A 21,795-nucleotide genomic window follows, 5' to 3' on the forward strand; every position below is an offset into this window, starting at 1 on the left:
AAAAAAATAGCCACCCTGCGGCGGCTATTTTCAGATTTTTAGGGCGTTTTTCTGCGTTACGGCGTTTCAACCTGGGCAGTACCCAGCGCCGGTGGCTCGCCGGCGAAACCGCGCAGCCCCACCACGTGCACATGTTCGTGGTTCTGGAACACCTTACGCACCAGTTTATAGGTGGTGCCTTTCTCCGGACTGATGTTTTCCGGCGCGGCAATGATCAGCTGCATCTCCAGACGGTCGCACAGCTCGAACAGCGTAGCGATCGACTTGGCATCCAGACGCGCCGCTTCATCGAGGAACAGCAGACGACACGGCGAGATGTCTTTACCGCGCAGACGACGGGATTCTTCTTCCCAGCTCTGCACCACCATCACCAGGATCGACATCCCGGTACCGATGGCCTCACCGGTAGACAACGCGCCGCTTTCCGCACGCAGCCAACCGTCGGAACCACGGTACACTTCCACTTCCATCTCCAGGTAGTTACGGTAGTCCAGCAACTCCTCACCGATGGTCTGCGGCGTGCGCTGCCCCATGTCGATCTGCGGATTCAGGCGCTGATACAGCTTGGCCAACGCTTCGGAGAAGGTCAGACGGTTGCTGTTGAACAGATCCTGATGCTGTTCCTGCTGCTCGGAGAGCACGTCCAGCAGGGTGGCATGCGCTTCGCGCACATTGACGTTCAGGCGCACGCTCTTCACCTGGCCGAAGGAAACGGCCTGCAGACCCTGGTTCAGCATGCGAATGCGGTTCTGTTCGCGCTGAATGGTTTTGCGAATGATGTTGGCCACGCTTTTCGAACTGATCGCCAGCTTCTGCTCGCGCGCGGTCAGCTCTTCGGTCAGACGGCCCAGCTCGATCTCCATCTGTTCGATCGCCTCGACCGGATCGTCGGTGCGGATGATGTCCTGGCGGATACGCTCGCGCAGGTGTTGGTAGACCGCGATATAGAACTGAATTTTACGCTCAGGCCGCTTCGGATCTTCCGACAGGCGCAACACGTCGCGCAGGTGTTCGTTATCCGACACGGCCAAACGCAGCGCACCGAGCGCCTTATCCGACATCGAGCGCAGCTCGTCGCCATCCATATACGCCAGCTCGCGGCGGTGCAGGCGGCGTTCCACGCCGTTGTCTTTCACCAGGCGCATCACCGCGCACCAACCCGCCTTGGCGGTCACCACCTGCTCGCGCAGCTGATGATAATCGCGTTCCAGCTTGCGCAGTTTCTTCTGCAGGCCGTCCATTTCGGCTTCGCAGAAGGTCAGCTGTTTCTCCAGCTGATTGCGGCGAGCGCGGTTGTTGCTCAGCGCCGCATGCAGTTCGTCGCGACGCGCGCGCGCACGCGCTTCGGCGTTGGCATCGGCCTGCACGCCGATGTCCACCAGCTCCTGGCTCAGCTCTTTCAGCATGTCGCGCTTGGCGTCATACGAGCTTTTCAGCGAAGCCAGCACCTGGCTGTACTGGGTGAACTGGGTTTGATACTGACGCAGTTGCTCACGGGCGCGGGCGCGTTCGGCTTCCGCCTGCTCCAGACGCTGGCGCAGCTTATCGTTCAGATCGTTGTTGGCATTCTGCATGCCGGCAGAATCGGTGTAGCTGAAGTGCGCACGACGCTGCACCACTTCAGTCAGCGCGAACGCCTGCTGTTTAGCCTGACGCTGCACGCTTTGCGCCTGCGCGTAGTCCTGCTGCAGCTGTTCATGCTGCTGCGGATCGCTCTGCAGCACCGACAGCAGCGGCTCCAGCTTGGTCAGCGACACACCGTGCTGTTGGATATGACGCGCGGCGTCCTGCGCTTCTTCCAGCTCTTCGCGGATCTCGTCGACGCGGTCCTGCAACGTTTCATCGTTCAGCAACGACACCAGCGGCATCAGGCGGTTGAGCGCAGAAATGCCCTCTTTGGCCTGTTCGTACTGCTGACGCTGCTGCTGGTTCTGCGCTTCGTGATTGTTCAGCGCACGTTCGATCTCGCCACGACGGGCGCTCAGGCCGCGGATCTCCGCTTCCGGATCGGCATCGAACGCCACCGCCAGATGGGTGCCGATAAAGCGGCTGAAGGCCTGGTGTGAACGCTGGGTTTTCTGCACGTCGAACGACAGCGTAGCATAGCGCTCCGCCAGCGTTTCACGCTCGGCATGCAGCACTTCCAGACGGTTTTCGCGCGCCGCGCGGCCGAACAACGGCACTTCCGGGTAACGGGAATAACGCCACTGGCGATCGGCGATCTTCACCACCACCGCTTTGTCCTGCTCTTCGACGGCGAACACGCTGTCATCGAACGACTGCGGATCCCCTTCGATCAGGTAGAGATCTTCCGGGCAATCTTCCAGCCCTTCCAGCATCTCGCGCACCAGCGACAGATCCGGCACCACGATGGCGTGGCGCGAAGGGCCATACAGCGCCGAGAAGTAAGGCGCATCGTCGATGGTGACGTCATCGTAAATTTCCGACAGCAGCACGCCGCCGAAACGTTCGGCCAGCGTGACCAGGCGTTGATCTTCCGCGCCGCCCGGCTGGCTGAGACGCTCGATCTGCGCTTCCACTTCACGCTTGCGGGCCGCCACTTCGTCGCGCTCGACGGTGGTTTCACGCTCGCGCTCCAGCAGCTGCTGCATGTATTCGGTCACCTGCTGGCTGTTTTCCAGCGGCTCTCCGCTCTGATCGCTGAGCTGGCCCAGGGCGTCCTGCGCCGCCAGCCACACCGGCGCGCGCGCCGTCAGCTCACGGATGCGCTGCTGGATTTGCTCCAGTTCCTGGCGCATCTCCATGCGGCGTTCACCGGCTTCGCTGACGTTCTGCGACAGCGATTCCAGGCGCTCTTCCAGCTCCTGTTGCAGCATATCGAGATCGTCCGGCTGGTACTCTTGGCCATGGCGTTTGCAAAACTCTTGCAGCAGGCGCTCGGCATCCTGCTGCGAGCGCAGGCGCTGTTCCAGCTCGCTCAGGCGCAGACGCAGCGGCTGAACGCGCTCGGCGAGGTGTTGCTGCGAAGGCCAGTCGCGCAGCAATTCGCGCGCGCACTGCCAGGCTTCGCTGCGGCTGACCTGGCCGGCGATTTTACCCACCAGCTGATAGGCTTGCTCGAACTGGCCGTGCGCGGCGTCGGCCACGCTCAGCTTCTGTTCCAGCATCAGCAACGCTTCGGTCGCTTCCTGCTCGCGGGCCTGGAAGGTGTCCAGCCACTGTTCGGCGTTGTCGGCGGTCAGATCCGGCAGTTGGCACAGCGCGCGCGCGCGCTCCAACGCCTGTAGCGCCTGCTGGTACTGAATGGCGCGGGTCTGTTGCACGTCGAGCGCCTGCTGGTAGTCGGCCAGCTGGCTCTTCAGCTCATCCACTTCCAGCTCGGCCGCTTCGGCCCGCGCTTCGTTTTCGGCCTGCTGCTCGCTCGCCTCGGCCACCACTTCGTTCTGCTCTTCCAGACGGTAGGTCAGCTCTTCCAGATCGGCTTCATAGCGTTCGATCTTCTCTTGCTGACGCATCGCCGTCTGCACCAGATTCAGGTGGTCGCTGGCGGCCTGGTAATCGGTTTCCAGATCGGACTCGGCACCGCTCTGCTCGCCCAGCTCACGCGCCATTTCCACATGACGATACTGTTCGGCGGCCAGTTGCTTGCGGCTGCCCAACAGATCGCTGCGCAGCGCCAACGCGCCGTCCAGATGGATGCGGCGTTCGTTGGCGTGGCGCATATAGTCCGCCGCCACATAGGAAGTGGCCTCGGAGATCAAATGCTTGAACAGGTCGCGATCCGACTGGGTGACGCGGATCGCTTCCAGCGTCATGCGGTTTTCGCGCAGCGCCGCTTCCATGTCCTGGAACGCCTTGCGCACGCCGCTGTTTTCCGGCAGCAGGTAATCGCGCAGCGAGCGGGTGATGGCGCTGGAGATACCACCGTACAGCGACGCTTCAATCAGACGGTAGAATTTGCTGCGATCGGCGGACGAACGCAGGCGTTTCGGGATCACGCCCAGATCGAACATCAGCGAGTGGTAATCGGTGATGGAGTTGAACTGCTTGAACTGCACGCCTTCCATCTCTTCCACGCGCTCTTTCAGCTCTTGCAGCGACAGCACGCGCGCCTGGCGATCACCGACGGTCTGGGTCAGCAGTTCGGTCGGCTGTACCGCGGTCGGCAGGCCCTGGATGGTGAAAGGTTTGATGTCGACCTTACGATCGCGCCCTGCCACCTGCTGCAGGCGCACACCGACCACCACGCGCTGGTGGCGCGAGTTGACGACGTCGAGGGTGGAGTAACACACGCCGGCGCGCAGCTTGCCGTGCAAGCCTTTGTCGCGCGAACCGCTGGTGGCGCCCGCTTCGGTGGTGTTACGGAAGTGCAGCAGCGTCAGGTCGGGGATCAGTGCGGTGACGAAGGCCGCCATGGTGGTGGACTTCCCCGCCCCATTACCGCCGGACAGCGTGGTCACCAGCTCATCCAGATCAAAGGTACGGGCGAAGAAACCGTTCCAGTTAACCAGCGTCAGCGAGCGAAATTTACCGCGTTCAATCATTCCTGTTCATCCTCTGCACCGTCAGGAGCGTTATCAACCTGCTGATCCTCAGCGTCATTCTCATCGTTCAGCGACAGGCTGGTTTCAACCGGCATCGCCTCGCCGTCGCGAATCATACGCAGCTGCGCTTCACGCGGATCGTCGCCGCTGCGCACGTCGGCGCCAAAGCGGAACACCGCCTCGGTAATGCGGAACTTGCTGCTGTCATTGCCCATGAAGTAGACCATGCCGAGGCGGCGCAGGCGGTTCAGCGAGGTGCGCACTTTTTCGTGCAGCTTCTGCCGATCGAGATCCGAACCGGTGGAACGCTGGTTGACGAACTTCAGCAGCTTGTTCTCATCAGCCAGGCTCAGCAGCTCGTCGTACAGCTCCTGATAGCTGAAAATGCCCTCATGCGCCAGGCGTTCGGGGCTGAGATACAGGTAGCACAAGATTTTACCGACCATCATATCCAGCTCGGACAGCACCGAACGCGGGATCAGCGTGGTGGAGCGCGGACGCAAATAGAAGAAACCTTCCGGCGCCCGAATCAGCTCGACGCTGTAACGGTTGTAAAACTCTTCCAGCTCATCCTGGAAATCCATTAAAAAGGCGTGGTTGTCCAGCTCATCGATACCGATGTGACGACCCGCGCGCAGTTGGCTATCCAGCGCCGGGAACAGCGAGTTGGACAGCGCTTTAGCCAGCTTGACTGGCATTACTTGTTCAATATTTGTCGATGACATGGGCCTGGACCTTGGCTCCGTAATCATTGATTGCCTGCCATTCCGCCGGCAACCCTGAGAAATCTGCTTCAGCCACACCGAGGCGCACCGCCTGGTCGACCACTAAACGTGCCACGTCGAAATGACGCGCACGCGGATATTGCGCCAGGTAATCGCGCATCACCGCTGCAAGGTTGAGCGGCATTTGCTGTTCCTGATACACCTTCAGCGCCTCTTCGATCATCGCCGCCAGCTGTTCGCGAATTTCGCTGAACTCTTCGAACTCCAGATCCGGCGGCAGTTCCCCGGTCACTTCCTCGCTGCGCAGCGCCAGTTCCTCGTCGCGCATGTCCAGCAGACGATCGGCATTGGCATGGGTCAGCGCCCAAGGGTGGTCGAAATAGGTTTGCACCGACTGGCGCAAGCGTTGGGCGAATACGCGGTTTTTATCCATATCGATAGCGGTACGGATAAATTTGTGTACGTGGCGATCGTAGCCGATCCACAGGTCGATCGCCTGCTGCCCCCAGCTGATGATGCGATCCAGCTTGCTTTGCAGATCGAACACCAGCTTGTCGACGAAGCCGAGCTCCACATTGTCGAGGGTCGCGTCCTGGATGCGCAGCAGATTGGCCTGCAGCTTATCGCCTGCCGCATCCAGCGTATCCTGCAGCTCGCGCAGGGTGCCAGAGGTTTCCGACAGCAGCATCTCGCAGCTGGAGATCGCCGCCCGCCAGTCTTTGCTCAGCAGCGCCGCGATGTCGTTCTTCACGCTCTGCTGCTGCTCGTCCATCACGCGTTGCGTCATGTCGATGCTGTCGAAAATTTCCGCCACCGAATATTTCAACGGCGCGAACACGTTGCGGTGCCAATGGAAATCGTCGCCGCCCTCGTCGGCGGCGTCGGCGGCGCGCTTGAGTTCCTGCGCCACGATCGACAGCTGCATCGACAGACGCAGCGTGGAGAATTCGCGTTGGCGAATATAGTAATCGGTAATGCCGATACCCAGCGGCGTGAGGCGGTAGATCGCGTTGCCGTCCGCCAGTTCGCTGGTAAAGCGGTTCAACAGGCGCTGGCGCACCATGTCGTTGATCGCATTGTTGGCGCGCATCGCCACCGTTTCATGCGTCTGTTCAAAACCCTTGCTGACATGGCGAAATGCATCAACCAGCTCACCTTCGCTCATCTCGCCGTCCAACCGTTCGCCGTTCAGGGTGGCGATGGCGAGCAGAAATGCGAGACGCTCCGTAGGGAGCGAAATAGAGAAATCATTTTTCCGTGCCCAGGCGACCAGTTCGGGTACTGTCTGGGAAAATTCACTCATAGTTCGTCCTTCAGGTTTGGTTTATGCGCCATGACGTGAATATAGCGCCCCAAACTCACGTACGGCTCCTGCCGGCAATAGTGCTGTTCAAGCGCCAGTAACTCTTCAAATTTTTGTGTTTGCAGCTGTCTGCTCTGCAGATAGTCATGGAACACCCGCACGCCGGTTTTGCCGCCGATGCGCATGCCCAGCTGTTCCAGCCAACCGTAGACCAATCGCGGATCGTGCGGATATTGCGGCGACAGCGAACGCTTGCGGCGCCGCCTGATCTCGGGATCCACCAGTTGGAAATTACCCAACACCACGTTGCGCATCAAGAGGCCGTTGGCGTTGAAGAACATCAGCGACAGCGCGCCGCCTGGCGTCAGGCAATCATACAACGCCTGCAGCGCCGCTTCGGGCTCGGCGATCCATTCAAGCACTGCATGAAACAATATCAGATCAACCGGCTGTTCCAAATGTTGAGCGATATCCTGCGCAGAACTTTGTACGAATTGCATGTTCTGGCTCACACCTTTCTGCTCCGCCAGCTGCGCGGCGCGCTGGATCATCTCACCAGAAAGATCGCACAACAACACCTGATGTCCTAATTCTGCCAGTTGGCAGGCCATATGGCCTTCACCGCCCCCGGCGTCGAGGATGCGCAGCGGCCGCTGCGGCAACTGCGCCAGCAGCCCGGTCAGATCCTGCCAAACCACCGCCTGGCGGATTTTTCCTTTCGTGGTGCCGTAAATATTACGCGCAAATTTTTCAGCAATATCGTCAAAATTGCGATCCTGCATGGACAACGGCTCCGCTGAACTCATTATTGTCGGCGGCAAAGCGCACGCCTATTCAAACCTGCTATTTTGGCACAGACTGGCTTAGAATGTATCTTCTTGCGGCCTGTTTATGCCTGGATGCCGCTTTTTCACCCAAAAGGATCTGATTTTCGATGCTGTTCAACCTGAAAAAGTTCTTTGGTGCCCTGCTGATGCCGCTGCCGTTGTTGATGCTGCTGATGGGGCTGGCGCTGCTGCTGCTGTGGTTCACCCGCTGGCAAAAAAGCGGTAAGACGATTTTTACGCTGAGCTGGCTGTTTTTACTGCTTTTCAGCCTGCAACCGGTGGCCGACCGGCTGCTGCGGCCGATCGAAGCGGAGTACCAGACTTATCGCGGCAACGATCCGGTCAGCTACATCGTGGTGTTGGGCGGGGGCTATACCTACAATCCCGATTGGGCGCCCAGTTCGAATTTGCTCGGCAACAGCCTGCCGCGCGTGACGGAAGGCGTGCGGCTCTACCTTGCGCATCCCGGCGCCAGGATGGTGTTTACCGGCGCGTCCGCCGGAAGCATGCAAAGCAACGCCGCCACGGCGGCGCTGGTGGCAGAAAGCCTGGGCGTGCCGCGCAGCAATATGGTGATCTTGGGGGAACCGCGCGATACCGAGGAAGAAGCCGCTCAGGTCGCCAAGTTGGTCGGCGAGCAACCGTTCATTCTGGTGACCTCCGCCAACCATTTGCCGCGCGCCATGCGCTTCTTCGAGGCTAAAGGCCTGCACCCGATCCCGGCGCCGGCCAACCAGTTGGCGATCGACTCTCCGCTGAATATCTGGGATCGCGCCACACCGTCGTCGATGTTCCTCGGCCATACCGAGCGCGCCTGGTATGAAACGCTGGGTAGCCTGTGGCAATGGCTGAAAGGCGCGGATCGCGCCGGCACCGAGTAAGGCCCGTTCAACCGGCCAGCCAAGGCAGCAGCTGTTGCGACGCATAGTCGAACGGCCGCCGCTCCAGCTTGCCGGTATGAACCAAGCGCCCTACCGCTTCCCACACCACATACAGCCAGCGCCGAGCCAGGAAAGCGTCGGCGACCGGCGCGCGCTGTAGATAGTTGAACAGCAGTTGACTGGGCATACCCGCCTCGCAAAGGCGGAAAAGATCGTATTCGCGCGGCGCCCACAGCACCACGCCGGGATTGAGCATCGCCAGCAGCTGATCGCTTTTGGGATCTTTCAGCATGCTGCGCAGCGATAAGTTACCGTGCACCAGAACACAGGGATCGTCGAAGCCGACGAAGAAATGGGTTAGCGCTTCGCGCGTGCGATACAGCAAACGCCGATCCGCCATGGTCAGCTGCGGGGTGGTGAGATTGACCACCGTCGCCCACAGCACTTCGACCCGCTGTTGATACCAGCAAAACCAGTCGTTCTCCTGCGTGCTGTCAACGCTGCCGACGCTGCCGTGGCTGTCGATGCGGTGCCAGGCCAATACCCCGTCAACGATCTGTTCCATCAGCATGTTCCAGCGATCCGGCGAGCGCGTCGGCGCTTCAGCCGACACGCCGCGCAGGCGCTCGATCAGCAGAATTTCCTTATACGGCGCCTGGTGGGTACACACCACGCCGTACACCGTGGGCAGCCGAATATCCCCGTCGCGCGCCAGCATCGACAGCTTGTAAGCCTCCTGCTGGGCGATACCTTGACAGATAAAGCTTTTCGCCATCAGCGGGATCGCGTTGCCCTGCCGATCGTACAGCGAATACATATGCGCATAAGGCTGCTCGCTCACCCGCTCCAGCCGGCTGATGGACTCACCCAGCACAATGCTCAGTTCGGCGCGTAACTGCTCCATAAGGCATTCACCTCAGGCTAATAAGGGGGGATGTAACATCATCGAACGGTGAGCGGAAAATTTCTTCAACGCAGATCAACAAAACGGGGATCAATAATGGGGGTATTGCATCGTCGGCGCGTTGCGCGGCGCGCCGACGAACTCAGGCTCAGGGTTGGATGCTGTCGCGCACGCGCTGGAGATCTTCCGGCGTATCGACGCCCACGCTCGGGATCGCTTTCGCGACCGCCACGTGGATTTTTTCACCGTACCACAGCACGCGCAGCTGTTCCAACAGCTCGATCTGTTCCAGCTGGCTCGGCGCCCAGCTGACGTAGCGGCGCACGAAGCCGGCACGGTACGCGTAGATGCCGATATGACGCAGCAGGCTGTCGCCGATACTCTCTTTCGACGCCGCGAAACGCTCGCGATCCCACGGAATGGTCGCGCGTGAGAAATAGAGCGCGTAGCCCTGCGCGTCCATCACGACCTTCACCGCGTTGGGGTTGAAAGCCTCTTCGGCGCTCTCGATCGGCACTGCCAACGTCGCCATGCCGGCCTGGCTGCCCGCCAGATTCTCTGCGACCTGACGCACGATCACCGGTGGGATCAGCGGTTCGTCGCCCTGCACGTTAACGATGATCTGGTCGTCGGCAAAACCGTAATGCGCGATCACTTCCGCCAACCGCTCGGTGCCGGAATGGTGATCCGGGCTGGTCATGCACACTTCGCCACCGGCGGCTTCCACCGCTTTGGCGACTTCAGGGTGATCGGTCGCCACGATGACGCGGCTGGCGCCGGACTCGCGTGCGCGCTCCATCACGTGTACCACCATCGGCTTGCCATGAATATCGGCCAGCGGTTTACCCGGCAAACGGGTCGAGGCGTAGCGGGCGGGAATAATAGCGATAAAACTCATGCGTGTTTCTCATCCAGCGACAGCGCACGCGCTTCATTTTCCAACAGCACCGGAATGCCGTCGCGCAGCGGGTAAGCCAACCCGTCCGCTTTGCACACCAGTTCCTGGTTTTCTTTATTGAAATAGAGTTTGCCGTTGCATACCGGGCAGGCAACGATTTCGAGTAAACGGTGGTCCATGCATCCTCCGCAAGGGGATAGGTCATCTGGGAAAGGCAGTGAGGATAGCATAACGCCCACCCTCAGGTTAATCACCGGCGGCGCCAACCCACCGATATTTCCTCACCGCGCGGGGGCAATAGCTTGAACTGCGGCGCATCCCGGCGTAGAATTTTGTGATGCAAATCACAAAAAAAGGCCGTAATACGTGATCAAACGTCTGCATAAAATCATCGCTCTGTTCGCTAACTTCAGCCACTGAGCCCCTTTGTAACGAGCGACGCTGAACTTCGTTTTACCCCACCGACGGCGTCGCTCGTTATCCCACTTCCCAACCGGCCCCCCATTCAGCGGCCAATGCCGCAGGAATGTCGCCCAACGTTACGCGTTGCGCGCCGTGCCATTGGGCCGTGCGCGCGATGGCCTGCCGGATATCCTGCGCCCGCTGTTTGCCGAAGCGCACCTGCGGCTCCGCATGGAAGCTGATGATCTCGAACACCCCCTGGCGACGGTGCGCCTTGGCGTCAATGCGCCCCACCAGCTCACCGCGGTGCAGCACCGGCAGGGTGAAGTACCCATAGCGGCGTTTTTCTTTCGGCGTATAACACTCCAGCCGATAGTCAAAGTTGAACAGCTCCAGCGCCCGCCGCCGATCCCAAACCACCGGATCAAAGGGGGACAACAGGCTGGTGACCGTCGATTTGAGTTTGCCCTGTTCCGCCAGCGGCAGCAGTTCCGCCAGAGATTCATGTACATAGAACGGCCCTTCCAGCCCCTCTACCTGCACTGGCGTAATCTCCCCCTGCTCCTGCAGCTCTGCCAGCAAGGCTTTTGGCGCCACGCGTTTCAGCCGATAGTAATCTGCCAACCATTCGGCGCGGAAGATGCCCAGATAGCGGCAGGTGCGCTGCAGCATTTGCCGGCGCGCCCGCTCCGCAGGCAGCGTATGACGCGCATCGTCCCAGGCAGGCAGCAACCTTTCGGTCAGATCGTAAACCCGGTGGAAGTTGCGACGTTCGGCCACCATCAGCTTGCCGGCGGTAAACAGGATCTCCAGATGACGTTTCTCCGGTTTCCAGTCCCACCATCCGCTGTTGCCCTTTTTCTCGGCGCTGAAATCGGCGGAGCGCACCGGGCCCTGTTGTTCGATGTGCCGCAGCAGGCTGTCCATCGCCGCCTGGTGTTGCTGCACCCAGTCGGCGGAATATTTCCAGCCCATATCATGAGGCGCCAACATGCGGTGCCGCAGCAGACCAAAATCCTCAATCGGCAGGAAACAGGCTTCGTGCGCCCAATACTCAAACAGCTTGCGACCGGCAAGCGCCTGCTCCAGCCACTCCGACGGATAGGCCCCCAAGCGGCTGAACAGCACCAGATACGGGCTGCGGGCGACGACGCTAATGGTATCGATTTGTAACAGCCCCATGCGCTGGATCGCACTCACGACGTCATCGGGCTTGGCCTGGCGTTTAAGCGGAGAAAGCAGCCCCTGGGCGGCAAGGTGCAGCGCGCGAGCGGCGGTAAGGGAAATCATCGGGGTGGTCATCCTGATATCCGTGGCAAGTAGGCAATGGCCTGATAATAGTGGATATCGAGGGATTTATCTTCGCCAGTGCTTGCGGGTGGCGACACCGGCACTGGCGAGGAAGGAGGGTGCAATCAGAACGCGATAACGTCTGCCGCGGACAGCCCATGCGAGCTGCGATAGATCGAGAACTCAACGTTCTGACCTTCGTTCAACGACTTATTTTTGGTGTTGGCGATAGCGTTGCGATTGACATAGATTTCGTCGCTGCCATCTACCGGTGAAATAAAACCATAGCCTTCGGCCTGATTAAACCATTTCACGCGGCCCATTTTTAACACAGTATTTTTAAACATAACTTATATCCTTTTACTTGAGCATCCTTGACAACGTCATTTTTTATATTGTCTGGACGCTACCAGCCCATCCTAAAGTTTTTCGTAACAAACCTCTCGTGAGCAAAAAAATAAAAAACCCGCACTAAGGCGGGCTTGTTGAACTTAATATCTTCCGTATGACTCGGCGCTAAAGCCTCACCATGGTTGTATTAAGATCTCTTATACGCGTTCCCTGTATTCTTACAGAGCAACTACGTTAGCGGCAGCCGGCCCGCGCGGGCTGTCCTGGATGGTGTACTCGACGCGCTGGCCTTCAGCCAGGGTCTTGAAACCGTCGGTCATGATTGCGGAGAAGTGTACGAATACATCTTTGCCGCCGTCGTGCTGCTCAATGAAACCAAAACCTTTGCTTTCGTTGAACCACTTAACCTGACCAGTCTTCTTAGACATTACATTTACCTTTAAATATATTTACAAAACCTGCCATAAGAGGCAATTGGGGCCATTTCAGAAACATTACTTATGGGAGGTACTTAGAAGGTTCGTCTTTGAAGCGGAATCGGATGATAACGTTTTTGGAGGAACTGCTTAACTCTAAACTCGAACATAAATAGGTCTGGATTACAGGCCGACTTGCATTTACTCATAAAACTGGTGAATGCACAAGAGGTTTATGGCATTAAATTCACTATTACAGCGAAATTATTTTTATCTCTCTGAATATGCATACATTAATTTACCGTTCACTGCGGTCAATCCTCTGACGGTCCTCCTCACTCAGGTACCGTTTGCCCGTCTGTGCGCTGCAAATGAGAGCTAACGCATAAAACTCTAATATGCTTGGCGCGTCTATAACAAATCCCAAATCAGATGGCTAAACTTGAGGGGAAAACAAGGCAGACGGCTTTTTCGCCAGCACTTTTGCCGCTAAAAACACGATTTTTCAGATTATGCTGAATCAAGGAGCTATGCGCATGACCGCCCAGCAGTTCGTTTCACCTAATGAAATCCGCGCCAGATTCTCTCACGCGATGTCGGACATGTACCAAAAGGAGGTACCGCTGTATGGCGATCTGCTGGAGCTGGTGGCGGAAACCAATCGACAGGTTCTGCGCGAAGACGCCGCACTGGCTCATCAGTTGCAAATCACCGGCGAGATCGAATGCCTCGCCATGGAGCGCCACGGCGCGATCCGGGTCGGCACCGCGGACGAACTGGCCACCCTGCGCCGCCTGTTCCGGGTGATGGGCATGGCGCCGGTCGGTTACTATGACCTGTCGGTAGCGGGCGTTCCGGTGCACTCCACCGCTTTTCGCGCCGTACATGAAGACGCGCTGCAGATCAGTCCTTTCCGCGTGTTCACCTCCCTGCTACGCCTGGAACTGATAGAAGACCCCGCGCTGCGTGAGCTGGCCGAGCGCTTGCTGGCGCGCCGCCGCATCTTTACCGATCGCGCGTTGAAACTGATCGCGCTGCAAGAAGCGCAAGGCGGATTGAATGCGGCGCAGGCGCAAGAATTTGTCGAACAAGCGCTGGAAACCTTCCGGTGGCACAATCAGGCGACGGTCAGCGCCGAAGAATACCGACAGCTGCACGATCAGCATCGCCTGATCGCCGACGTGGTGGCGTTTAAAGGGCCGCATATCAACCACCTGACACCGCGCACGCTGGATATCGATCGCGTTCAGCAGGCGATGCCCGGCCGCGGTATTACGCCCAAAGCGGTCATTGAGGGGCCGCCTCGACGCCGTCGCGCGATCCTGCTGCGCCAGACCAGCTTCAAAGCGTTGGAAGAAAGCGTCGATTTCGTTGAACACGACGGCCACGCCATCGCCGGTCACCATACCGCACGCTTCGGCGAGATCGAACAGCGTGGTGTAGCGTTGACGACCAAAGGGCGCGAACTTTACGACCGTCTGCTGCAGGCCACCAACGATGCGCTGCAGGCACCGCCGAGCGAGAAGAATGCCGAACGCTACTATCAGCTGCTGGAAGAAAATTTCCGGGCGTTTCCGGACGATTACGCCACGCTGCGCGAGCAGCAGCTGGCCTGGTTCCGCTATTTCCCGACCGAATGCGGCCTGGCGGCCAAAGAGTCGCTGGATAAGCACAGCACCCTGGAGCAACTGATCGAGAAAGAACACGTTCGCTTCCAGCCGCTGGTGTATGAAGATTTTCTGCCGGTCAGCGCGGCGGGAATTTTCCAGTCAAATCTGGGAGACAGCCGCCACGCGCAGTACAACGCCGCTTCCAGCCGGGCTGCGTTTGAACACGCGTTGGGCAGTGAGGTGATCGACGAGCTGGCGCTGTATCAGCAAACCCAGCAGCGTTCGCTGGAAGCCTGCGCGCAGGCCCTGGGGCTTGCCACGCTGGCATCCTGAGATTACTTGGTCAGCAGAGATTCGATATCCTGCAGCAGTTGCTCAGCCTGAGCGGAGGGTAGCACCGCATCAACCGGCAAATACCACCAATTAGGCTGGGCAAAGGCGCGGCATTTTACCGCGTCCTTCTCCGTCATCAGCAGCGTTTGCTCTGCGGTAACCAACGCCGCCAGCTGCGGCTGCTGATATTCCTGATGATCGGCAAACGCCACTTCCTGCACCACCTCGACGTTCAGCTTTTCCAACGTCGCGAAGAAACGCGGCGGATGACCAATGCCCGCCATCGCCACCACGCGCGTCAGCTCGGCCGCCGGACGACGTTGACCGCTCAGCAGGTTCACCGCGTCACGCGCCTGCAGGCGCATGGCAATTTCCCCCGCCTGCGCCACGCCGCCATTGGCGACGCGCGCATCGACGCTGCCAAGTCGCGCGGCGCGCTCGCGCATCGGCCCGGCCGGTAACCACCAGCCGTTGCCGAAACGGCGTACGCCGTCGATGACCACCAGCTCGAAGTCACGCTGTAAGGCATAGTGCTGCAAGCCGTCGTCGGTGATGATCGCATCCAGCGGCTGTTGTTGCAGCAAGGCCTGCACCGCCTCAGCTCGCTTGGGCGCGATCGCCACGGGCGCGCCGGTGCGCTGATAAATCAGCACCGGCTCATCCCCCGCCTCGCGGGTCGAGGTGCTCTGATTGAGCACCAGGGGATAGACCGCCGACTTGCCGCCGTAACCGCGCGAGACCACGCCAACGCGATAGCCCCGCTGCTGCAGGTGTTCCACCAGCCAGATCACCATCGGCGTTTTGCCGTTGCCGCCGGCAGTGAGATTGCCCACCACCACCACCGGCACCGGCGCGCGCCAGCTTTTGCGCAGGCCACAGCGATAGCTTAGGCGAATCAGCCAACTGAGCAGGCCATACAGCCAGGAGAGCGGCAGCAGCGCCAGATAAAGCAGCGAACCGCCGGACCAGATGCGCTCAATCATTATTGACCAAACTGCATGCGGTGCAGTTGCGCATAGGCGCCCTGGCGTTCAAGCAACTCGGTGTGTTCGCCGCGTTCAACAATGCGACCATCCTCCACCACCAGGATCTCGTCCGCCTTCTCAATCGTCGACAGACGGTGCGCGATCACCAGCGAAGTACGGTCTTTCTGCAACTCGTCCAGCGCAGCCTGGATGGCACGTTCGGACTCGGTATCCAGCGCAGACGTCGCCTCATCCAGGATCAGGATCGGGCAGTCGCGCAGCAACGCACGCGCGATGGCGATACGCTGACGTTGGCCGCCGGACAGCATTACGCCGTTCTCACCGATCACCGTATCCAGGCCGTTCTCCATCTTGTTGATGAAGTCCATTGCGTACGCCATTTCGGCCGCTTTCTCAATCTGCTCGCGGCTGTATTCACTCTCGCGTGCATAGGCAATGTTGTTGGCGATGGTGTCGTTGAACAGGTGCACGTTTTGCGAGACCAGCGCTACCTGATTGCGCAGCGAGGCCAGGGTATATTCGCGCAAATCGTGGCCATCCATCAGAATTTCGCCTTCCTGGATATCGTAGAAACGCGTCAGCAGGTTGGCGATGGTGGATTTACCCGAACCGGAACGGCCCACCAAGGCGACGGTCTTGCCTTCGGCGATTTTCAGGTTGATATCACGCAGCGCCGGCGTTTCCTTGGACGGGTAGTAGAAAGTGACGTTACGGAATTCGATATCGCCTTTCGCACGCTTCACTTCGCGGGTGCCGGTGTCTTTTTCCTGTTCCATATCCAAAATGGAGAACAGCGTCTGGCATGCCGCCATCCCGCGTTGGAACTGGGCATTGACGTTGGTCAGCGACTTCAGCGGGCGCATCAGCGCGATCATCGATGAGAACACCACGGTAATGGTACCGGCGGTCAGGGTTGCCATCACGCTTGGGAAGCTGGCGGCAAACAGTACGAACGCCAGCGCCAGCGAAGCGATCAGCTGAATGATCGGATCGGAAATCGAAGACGCGGAGACCAGCTTCATGCCCTGTTGACGCATGCGGTTGCTGACCGAGTTAAAGCGCTCGGTTTCCACCTGCTGGCCACCGAAGATCAGCACTTCTTTATGGCCTTTCAGCATCTGCTCAGCGCTGGTGGTCACCTGCCCCATCGTGTTCTGCATGTTCTTGCTGATGTTGCGAAAACGCTTGGACACCAGGCGAATAGCGATGGAGACGATCGGCGCCAGCACGATCAGGATCACCGACAGCTGCCAGCTGTAGTAGAACATCATGATGAACAGGCCAATAATCGAAGCCCCTTCACGCACCACGGTCACCAGGGCGCTGGACGAGGAGGAAGCCACCTGCTCGGAATCATAGGTAATGCGCGACAGCAAAGTCCCGGTGGACTGCTGATCGAAGAAGGCCACCGGCATTCTCATCATATGGCCAAACAGGCGGCGGCGCATCTGCATCACCACCATGCCGGAAACCCAGGAAATGCAGTAGCTTGAAACAAAGCTGGTCACGCCGCGCATCAGCATCAGCGCAATGACCGCCAACGGCATCCACACCAGCACGCTGCTGTCGGTTTTTCCAAACCCATCGTCCAATAGCGGTTTAAGCAGAGACAGCATCAGCGTGTCACCCGCTGCGTTCATAATCAACGCAATGGCGGCCACAATCAGCCCGGTCTTAAAAGGAGTGATCATCGGCCAGAGTCGACGGAATGTCTGCCAGGTCGAGAGATCTTTATCATTCATCATGCAAATACCAGCATCGGAAGAAATAGCGGCCTATTTTACTCATTATCACCCTCTACGCCAAACCGCTGATGGTACCAACGGGGCATTAATTGTTCGCGAAAGCCTTTAATTTGCCAATCGTTGTCGAAAAAAAGTACCGATAACTGACCAGAGCGTGTCGTATCGCGCCATGTAATGCCATTTGCCCGGTATCTGGCGACCACTTTACGCGCCGGTAATCGCCACTTGTTGTAACGTGATGCTGACGCCAATGCCGCCTCAGGATTGACCGCGCGCAGAAACGGCGGCGTCGAAGAGGTTCTGCTGCCATGATGCCCCACCTGCAATACCGTGGCGGCTAAACGGTCGCGCCGCAATCGAATCAGCTGCGCCTCGGCTTTCTTTTCGGCGTCGCCGGTGAGCAGCAGACTGTATTTCCCGTCGTCGATACGGATCACGCAGGAGTCGTCATTGCCCGGCCTTTTGAGCGTTTTCGGTGGCCACAGCACCTCGAATTGCAACGACTGCCAGCGCCAACGCTCACCGGCGACGCAGGGCAAATGCCCCTCCCCGCGTATCGGGCTGCGCACCGTCGCCTGTGGAAACGCACTCTGTACCGTCGGCAGCCCGCCGATATGATCGAGATGAGCATGGCTGATAATGATCTGTTCCAGTTCAATGCTCCGCCAGTTCAGCATCGGCAAAATATGGCGCTCGGCGGCGCTTCCCGCAGGCCAACGATCGCCGGTGTCATACAATATTCCTTTACCGTTCTGCTCAATCACTATCGCCAGGCCGTGCCCGACATCGAGCATATCGACACGCCAGCGGTGTTCCGGCTCTTTTCCTCGCCATAGCACACAGCATATCGCAACCGTCGCCAGGCCCGGCGCATAGCGCCACCACCAATGAAAGCGCCAACAGATAACGATAAGCCATCCCGCTATGCTGGCCAGCAGCGATGCGGCCCCCAAATCCACCCAACCGCGCTGCAGGTAATTTAACGGCACAAACACCCCGCTCAACGTGAAATCTGCCAACCACCAAAGCCCGTAACTTAGCGAAGGGGAGGCGCCGCCGATCACCGCCAGCAAAATCAACGGCACCGTCACCAATGAAACAATGGGCACCGCCCAAAGATTGGCCGGCAACGAGGTCAGCGTCAGGCCTAAAAACAGCGCGACCTGCATCGGCACCAGCAGCAGCGTCATGCCGAGCTGAATATGCAGCCAGCGTACCGGCGCCCAATACCAGGCCGAACGAAATCGCTCGCCGAGCGGCGCCCATTCGAACCAAAAAATCAAACATCCCACCGCCAGCACAGACAGCCAGAAACTGTCTGACAATACCGCCAGCGGATCGCACAGCAAAATCAGCCCGACGCACCATAGCCACACCTGCCAGGAAGAACAATGAACGCCGCGCAAGCGCAGCAGCATCCACAGCGTCATCGCCAACGCGGTACGCACCGCCGGCGGCTGGGCGCCCACCAACCAGACATAGATCAGCGTCGCCACCCAGCCCGCGACCAGCGGAAAGCGATAACCAATCAGATGGGCGGGAAGAAAAAACTGCAGCGCACGCAGCACCGCCCAGAACAAGATGGCAACCATCGCCACATGTAGCCCCGAAATAGCCATCAGGTGCGCAATGCCGGTTTTCAGCATCAGCGTGCGCAAAGCCTGTTCCAGTGCGGTTCGTTCCCCAAACGCCAGCGCCAGCAATACCGCCTTGTAACGCAATTCACCCATGTTGGTTTCCGCATGGCTGATTATGCGCTGGCGCAGGCTACAATCGCCATCCAGCAAACGAGCCTGCCTGACCTGCGCGGTCAAGGGTTGGCGCTGCGCGATTGCCCAACGCTGGCTGTCAAAGCCGCCTTCATTGAGCTTGCCGTGCACCGGCCGCAAACGCAGTTTCAATTGCCAACGCTGCCCGGCGCACAGCCGCTGCTGTTCTGGAGCCCACGTCGTGGTAAACGCCACCGCCGGCACCAACCAATGGCCGTCGCCCCGCTCGATGCGCATCAGCGTCTGCTTACTGACGGCAGGCTCCAGCGCGACGCTGCTCACCTGCACCACCGCCATCATGTCCGGCATGCGGCTTAGGCGCTCCATTTGCCCGAGCAGGCTTCCGGCGTTGAAAACCGCCCATATGAATCCCAATCCCAGGCAGGCCAAATAACGGCAGAACGGCCAACGGGTGCGCAGCAGTAAACAGGCGACAAACAGCATCGGCCACAGCAGCCATGGCTCTGGCAACCGTGGTAAAACCAGCAGCGGCAGGATGCCGCAGATAACGGCGAGTATCGCCAGATCCAGCGAAATTTTGATCGCTCTTCTCCCATCGGCTCCACCATGAGCAAAAACGCGTCACGGCAAGCAAGCAGGATCGTTCAGGCGACATGTCGCCGCCAGCGGGCTTTAACGAAGATGCGGTGAACATGGCAGGATAAGAGAGGGCTATGTTGCAGCCACACCGCAAATGCGGCGCAGTACGCAATTCACGAGCGTATCGTGGAGAAATCGCAGGCGAAAAAAAACGGCGCCTTAAAGGCACCGTTTTATATTCTTTACAAGCAACAACGCTATGAGCAGTCAGCGACTAGCCATAGATATTGGCGCGGTCACGCAACTCTTTGCCTGGTTTGAAGTGAGGAACGTACTTGCCGTCCAGCTCAACTTTGTCACCGGTTTTCGGGTTGCGGCCTACACGCGGGGCACGGTAGTGAAGAGAAAAACTGCCGAATCCGCGGATCTCAATGCGTTCGCCCTCGGCCAGCGTTGCGGCCATGTGCTCAAGCATCTCTTTCACTGCATCCTCAACGGCCTTCGCCGGAATATGAGATTGCTGGCCAGCAAGTCTTTCAATAAGTTCAGACTTGGTCATAGTACCTCCAAGCTTTGCAGCTAAACTACCGTATCGGGGCGGTCAGAAACCGCCCCCCGTCATTACTCGCCTTTAGCCGCTTTGAAAGCTTCAGCCATTGCGTTAGAGAAGTTGCCTTCTTCCTGTTTGTTGTTAACAGTAGCGATGGCGTCTTTCTCGTCAGCTTCGTCCTTAGCACGTACGGACAGGCTTACAACGCGGTTCTTACGGTCAACGCCGGTGAATTTAGCTTCAACTTCGTCACCTACGTTCAGAACCAGAGTTGCATCTTCAATGCGGTCGCGAGAGGCTTCAGATGCACGCAGGTAACCTTCTACGCCGCCTGCCAATTCAACTGTAGCACCTTTGGCGTCAACTGCAGTGACTTTACCAGTAACAATAGCACCTTTCTTGTTCATAGACAGGTAGTTATTGAACGGGTCTTCAGCCAGTTGCTTCACGCCCAGGGAGATACGCTCGCGCTCTGCGTCAACTTGCAGAACAACCGCAGCGATTTCGTCGCCTTTCTTGTATTCACGTACTGCTTCTTCGCCTGCAACGTTCCAGGAGATGTCAGACAGGTGAACCAGGCCGTCGATGCCGCCGTCCAGGCCGATGAAGATACCGAAGTCAGTGATAGACTTGATTTTACCTTCAACGCGGTCGCCCTTGTTGTGGGTTTCTGCGAACTGCTGCCATGGGTTGGATTTGCACTGCTTCAGGCCCAGGGAGATACGACGACGTTCTTCATCGATGTCCAGAACCATCACTTCCACTACATCGCCCACGTTAACAACTTTGGACGGATGGATGTTTTTGTTGGTCCAATCCATTTCAGAAACGTGTACCAGACCTTCAACGCCTTCTTCGATTTCTACGAAGCAGCCGTAATCAGTCAGGTTGGTTACACGACCAGTCAGCTTGGTGCCTTCTGGGTAACGTTTCGCGATAGCAACCCATGGATCTTCGCCCAGCTGTTTCAGGCCCAGGGAGACACGAGTACGCTCGCGGTCGAACTTCAGCACTTTAACAGTGATTTCATCGCCAACATTGACGATTTCGCTTGGGTGCTTAACGCGTTTCCAAGCCATGTCAGTGATGTGCAGCAGGCCGTCTACGCCGCCCAGATCAACGAATGCACCGTAGTCAGTGAGGTTCTTAACGATACCTTTAACTTCCATGCCTTCCTGCAGGTTTTCCAGCAGTTGATCGCGCTCAGCGCTGTTCTCGGATTCGATAACCGCACGGCGAGAAACGACAACGTTGTTGCGCTTCTGATCCAGCTTGATGACTTTGAACTCAAGCTCTTTGCCTTCCAGGTGCAGAGTGTCACGTACCGGACGCACGTCAACCAGGGAACCTGGCAGGAACGCGCGGATGCCGTTCAGCTCGACGGTGAAGCCACCCTTCACTTTGCCGTTGATAACACCGGTTACAGTCTCAGCTTCTTCGTAGGCTTTTTCCAGCGTGATCCAAGCTTCGTGACGCTTAGCTTTCTCACGGGACAGCAGGGTTTCACCGAAGCCGTCTTCAACAGCATCCAGAGCAACGTCAACTTCGTCACCAACCTGGATTTCCAGCTCGCCTTGGGCGTTTTTGAATTGCTCAGCCGGGATGGCAGACTCAGATTTCAGACCGGCGTCAACCAGTACGATATCTTTGTCGATAGCAACAACGACGCCACGAACGATGGAACCCGGGCGGGTTTCGATTTCTTTTAAGGATTCTTCAAAGAGTTGAGCGAAAGATTCAGTCATGTTGTTAATCTTCAG

At 58.4% G+C, this 21,795-nt stretch carries 17 protein-coding genes; 2 read left to right on the top strand and 15 right to left on the bottom strand.

The window, feature by feature from the left end; translation table 11 throughout:
- Nucleotides 1–56: 56 nt before the first annotated feature.
- From mukB to cmoM, 4 genes are read right to left on the bottom strand one after another with little or no spacing between them, the layout of a single operon-like run.
- The gene (mukB, locus tag FHU12_RS12775) at nucleotides 57–4,505 is read right to left on the bottom strand and encodes a chromosome partition protein MukB (RefSeq protein WP_141969742.1); all 4,449 of its coding nucleotides are present in this window, start codon (nucleotides 4,503–4,505) and stop codon (nucleotides 57–59) included.
- Nucleotides 4,502–5,230 carry a chromosome partition protein MukE gene (mukE, locus tag FHU12_RS12780; RefSeq protein WP_141969744.1) on the bottom strand — a complete coding sequence of 243 codons (729 nt, stop codon included), beginning with the start codon at nucleotides 5,228–5,230 and terminating at the stop codon, nucleotides 4,502–4,504. Before mukE ends, mukB begins: the two co-directional genes overlap by 4 nt.
- Complete coding sequence (gene mukF / locus FHU12_RS12785; protein WP_141969746.1) at nucleotides 5,211–6,533, bottom strand: chromosome partition protein MukF; 1,323 nt, start codon at nucleotides 6,531–6,533, stop codon at nucleotides 5,211–5,213. Before mukF ends, mukE begins: the two co-directional genes overlap by 20 nt.
- Nucleotides 6,530–7,315: a tRNA uridine 5-oxyacetic acid(34) methyltransferase CmoM gene (cmoM, locus tag FHU12_RS12790; protein WP_141969748.1), complete on the bottom strand. Its 786-nt coding sequence runs from the start codon at nucleotides 7,313–7,315 to the stop codon at nucleotides 6,530–6,532. Before cmoM ends, mukF begins: the two co-directional genes overlap by 4 nt.
- Before the next feature lie 152 nt (nucleotides 7,316–7,467).
- Here cmoM and elyC point away from each other — a divergent pair, with 152 nt between their 5' ends.
- On the top strand, nucleotides 7,468–8,241 hold the full coding sequence (gene elyC, locus FHU12_RS12795) for an envelope biogenesis factor ElyC (protein WP_141969750.1): 774 nt from the start codon (nucleotides 7,468–7,470) through the stop codon (nucleotides 8,239–8,241).
- Nucleotides 8,242–8,248: 7 nt separating this feature from the next.
- Here elyC and FHU12_RS12800 read toward each other — a convergent pair whose 3' ends face one another.
- The 6 genes from FHU12_RS12800 to cspE all read right to left on the bottom strand — a co-directional run bounded on the left by FHU12_RS12800 (nucleotide 8,249) and on the right by cspE (nucleotide 12,514).
- On the bottom strand, nucleotides 8,249–9,145 hold the full coding sequence (locus FHU12_RS12800; protein WP_141969752.1) for a YcbJ family phosphotransferase: 897 nt from the start codon (nucleotides 9,143–9,145) through the stop codon (nucleotides 8,249–8,251).
- Nucleotides 9,146–9,293: 148 nt separating this feature from the next.
- Nucleotides 9,294–10,043: a 3-deoxy-manno-octulosonate cytidylyltransferase gene (gene kdsB, locus FHU12_RS12805; RefSeq protein ID WP_004928235.1), complete on the bottom strand. Its 750-nt coding sequence runs from the start codon at nucleotides 10,041–10,043 to the stop codon at nucleotides 9,294–9,296.
- Nucleotides 10,040–10,222 (bottom strand): Trm112 family protein, encoded by a 183-nt coding sequence (locus FHU12_RS12810; protein WP_004928237.1) that lies wholly within the window; start codon nucleotides 10,220–10,222, stop codon nucleotides 10,040–10,042. Before FHU12_RS12810 ends, kdsB begins: the two co-directional genes overlap by 4 nt.
- Before the next feature lie 298 nt (nucleotides 10,223–10,520).
- Nucleotides 10,521–11,747: a winged helix-turn-helix domain-containing protein gene (locus tag FHU12_RS12815; protein WP_141969754.1), complete on the bottom strand. Its 1,227-nt coding sequence runs from the start codon at nucleotides 11,745–11,747 to the stop codon at nucleotides 10,521–10,523.
- A gap of 113 nt (nucleotides 11,748–11,860) precedes the next feature.
- Nucleotides 11,861–12,082 (bottom strand): cold-shock protein, encoded by a 222-nt coding sequence (locus FHU12_RS12820; protein WP_004928241.1) that lies wholly within the window; start codon nucleotides 12,080–12,082, stop codon nucleotides 11,861–11,863.
- A 222-nt stretch (nucleotides 12,083–12,304) separates the two neighbouring features.
- Nucleotides 12,305–12,514, bottom strand: a complete 210-nt coding sequence (gene cspE / locus FHU12_RS12825) for a transcription antiterminator/RNA stability regulator CspE (RefSeq protein WP_004928244.1) — start codon at nucleotides 12,512–12,514, stop codon at nucleotides 12,305–12,307.
- A 524-nt stretch (nucleotides 12,515–13,038) separates the two neighbouring features.
- Here cspE and hglS point away from each other — a divergent pair.
- Nucleotides 13,039–14,445 carry a 2-oxoadipate dioxygenase/decarboxylase HglS gene (gene hglS, locus FHU12_RS12830; protein WP_141969756.1) on the top strand — a complete coding sequence of 469 codons (1,407 nt, stop codon included), beginning with the start codon at nucleotides 13,039–13,041 and terminating at the stop codon, nucleotides 14,443–14,445.
- Nucleotides 14,446–14,447: 2 nt separating this feature from the next.
- Here the strand turns inward: hglS and lpxK are convergent, their stop codons facing one another.
- The 5 genes from lpxK to rpsA all read right to left on the bottom strand — a co-directional run bounded on the left by lpxK (nucleotide 14,448) and on the right by rpsA (nucleotide 21,780).
- Nucleotides 14,448–15,428: a tetraacyldisaccharide 4'-kinase gene (lpxK, locus tag FHU12_RS12835; RefSeq protein WP_141969758.1), complete on the bottom strand. Its 981-nt coding sequence runs from the start codon at nucleotides 15,426–15,428 to the stop codon at nucleotides 14,448–14,450.
- On the bottom strand, nucleotides 15,428–17,176 hold the full coding sequence (gene msbA / locus FHU12_RS12840) for a lipid A ABC transporter ATP-binding protein/permease MsbA (protein ID WP_025302279.1): 1,749 nt from the start codon (nucleotides 17,174–17,176) through the stop codon (nucleotides 15,428–15,430). Before msbA ends, lpxK begins: the two co-directional genes overlap by 1 nt.
- Before the next feature lie 35 nt (nucleotides 17,177–17,211).
- Nucleotides 17,212–19,443 carry a ComEC family protein gene (locus FHU12_RS12845; protein ID WP_376698866.1) on the bottom strand — a complete coding sequence of 744 codons (2,232 nt, stop codon included), beginning with the start codon at nucleotides 19,441–19,443 and terminating at the stop codon, nucleotides 17,212–17,214.
- 316 nt (nucleotides 19,444–19,759) lie between these two features.
- Nucleotides 19,760–20,044, bottom strand: coding sequence for an integration host factor subunit beta (gene ihfB, locus FHU12_RS12850; protein WP_004928264.1), 285 nt, complete (start codon nucleotides 20,042–20,044; stop codon nucleotides 19,760–19,762).
- A gap of 62 nt (nucleotides 20,045–20,106) precedes the next feature.
- Entirely contained in the window at nucleotides 20,107–21,780 is a 1,674-nt protein-coding gene (rpsA, locus tag FHU12_RS12855) for a 30S ribosomal protein S1 (protein WP_004928267.1), read from the bottom strand.
- Between the last annotated feature and the right edge of the window lie 15 nt (nucleotides 21,781–21,795).

Source organism: Serratia marcescens, assembly GCF_006715005.1.
In the GTDB taxonomy this organism is placed as follows: Bacteria; Pseudomonadota; Gammaproteobacteria; order Enterobacterales; family Enterobacteriaceae; genus Serratia; species Serratia montpellierensis.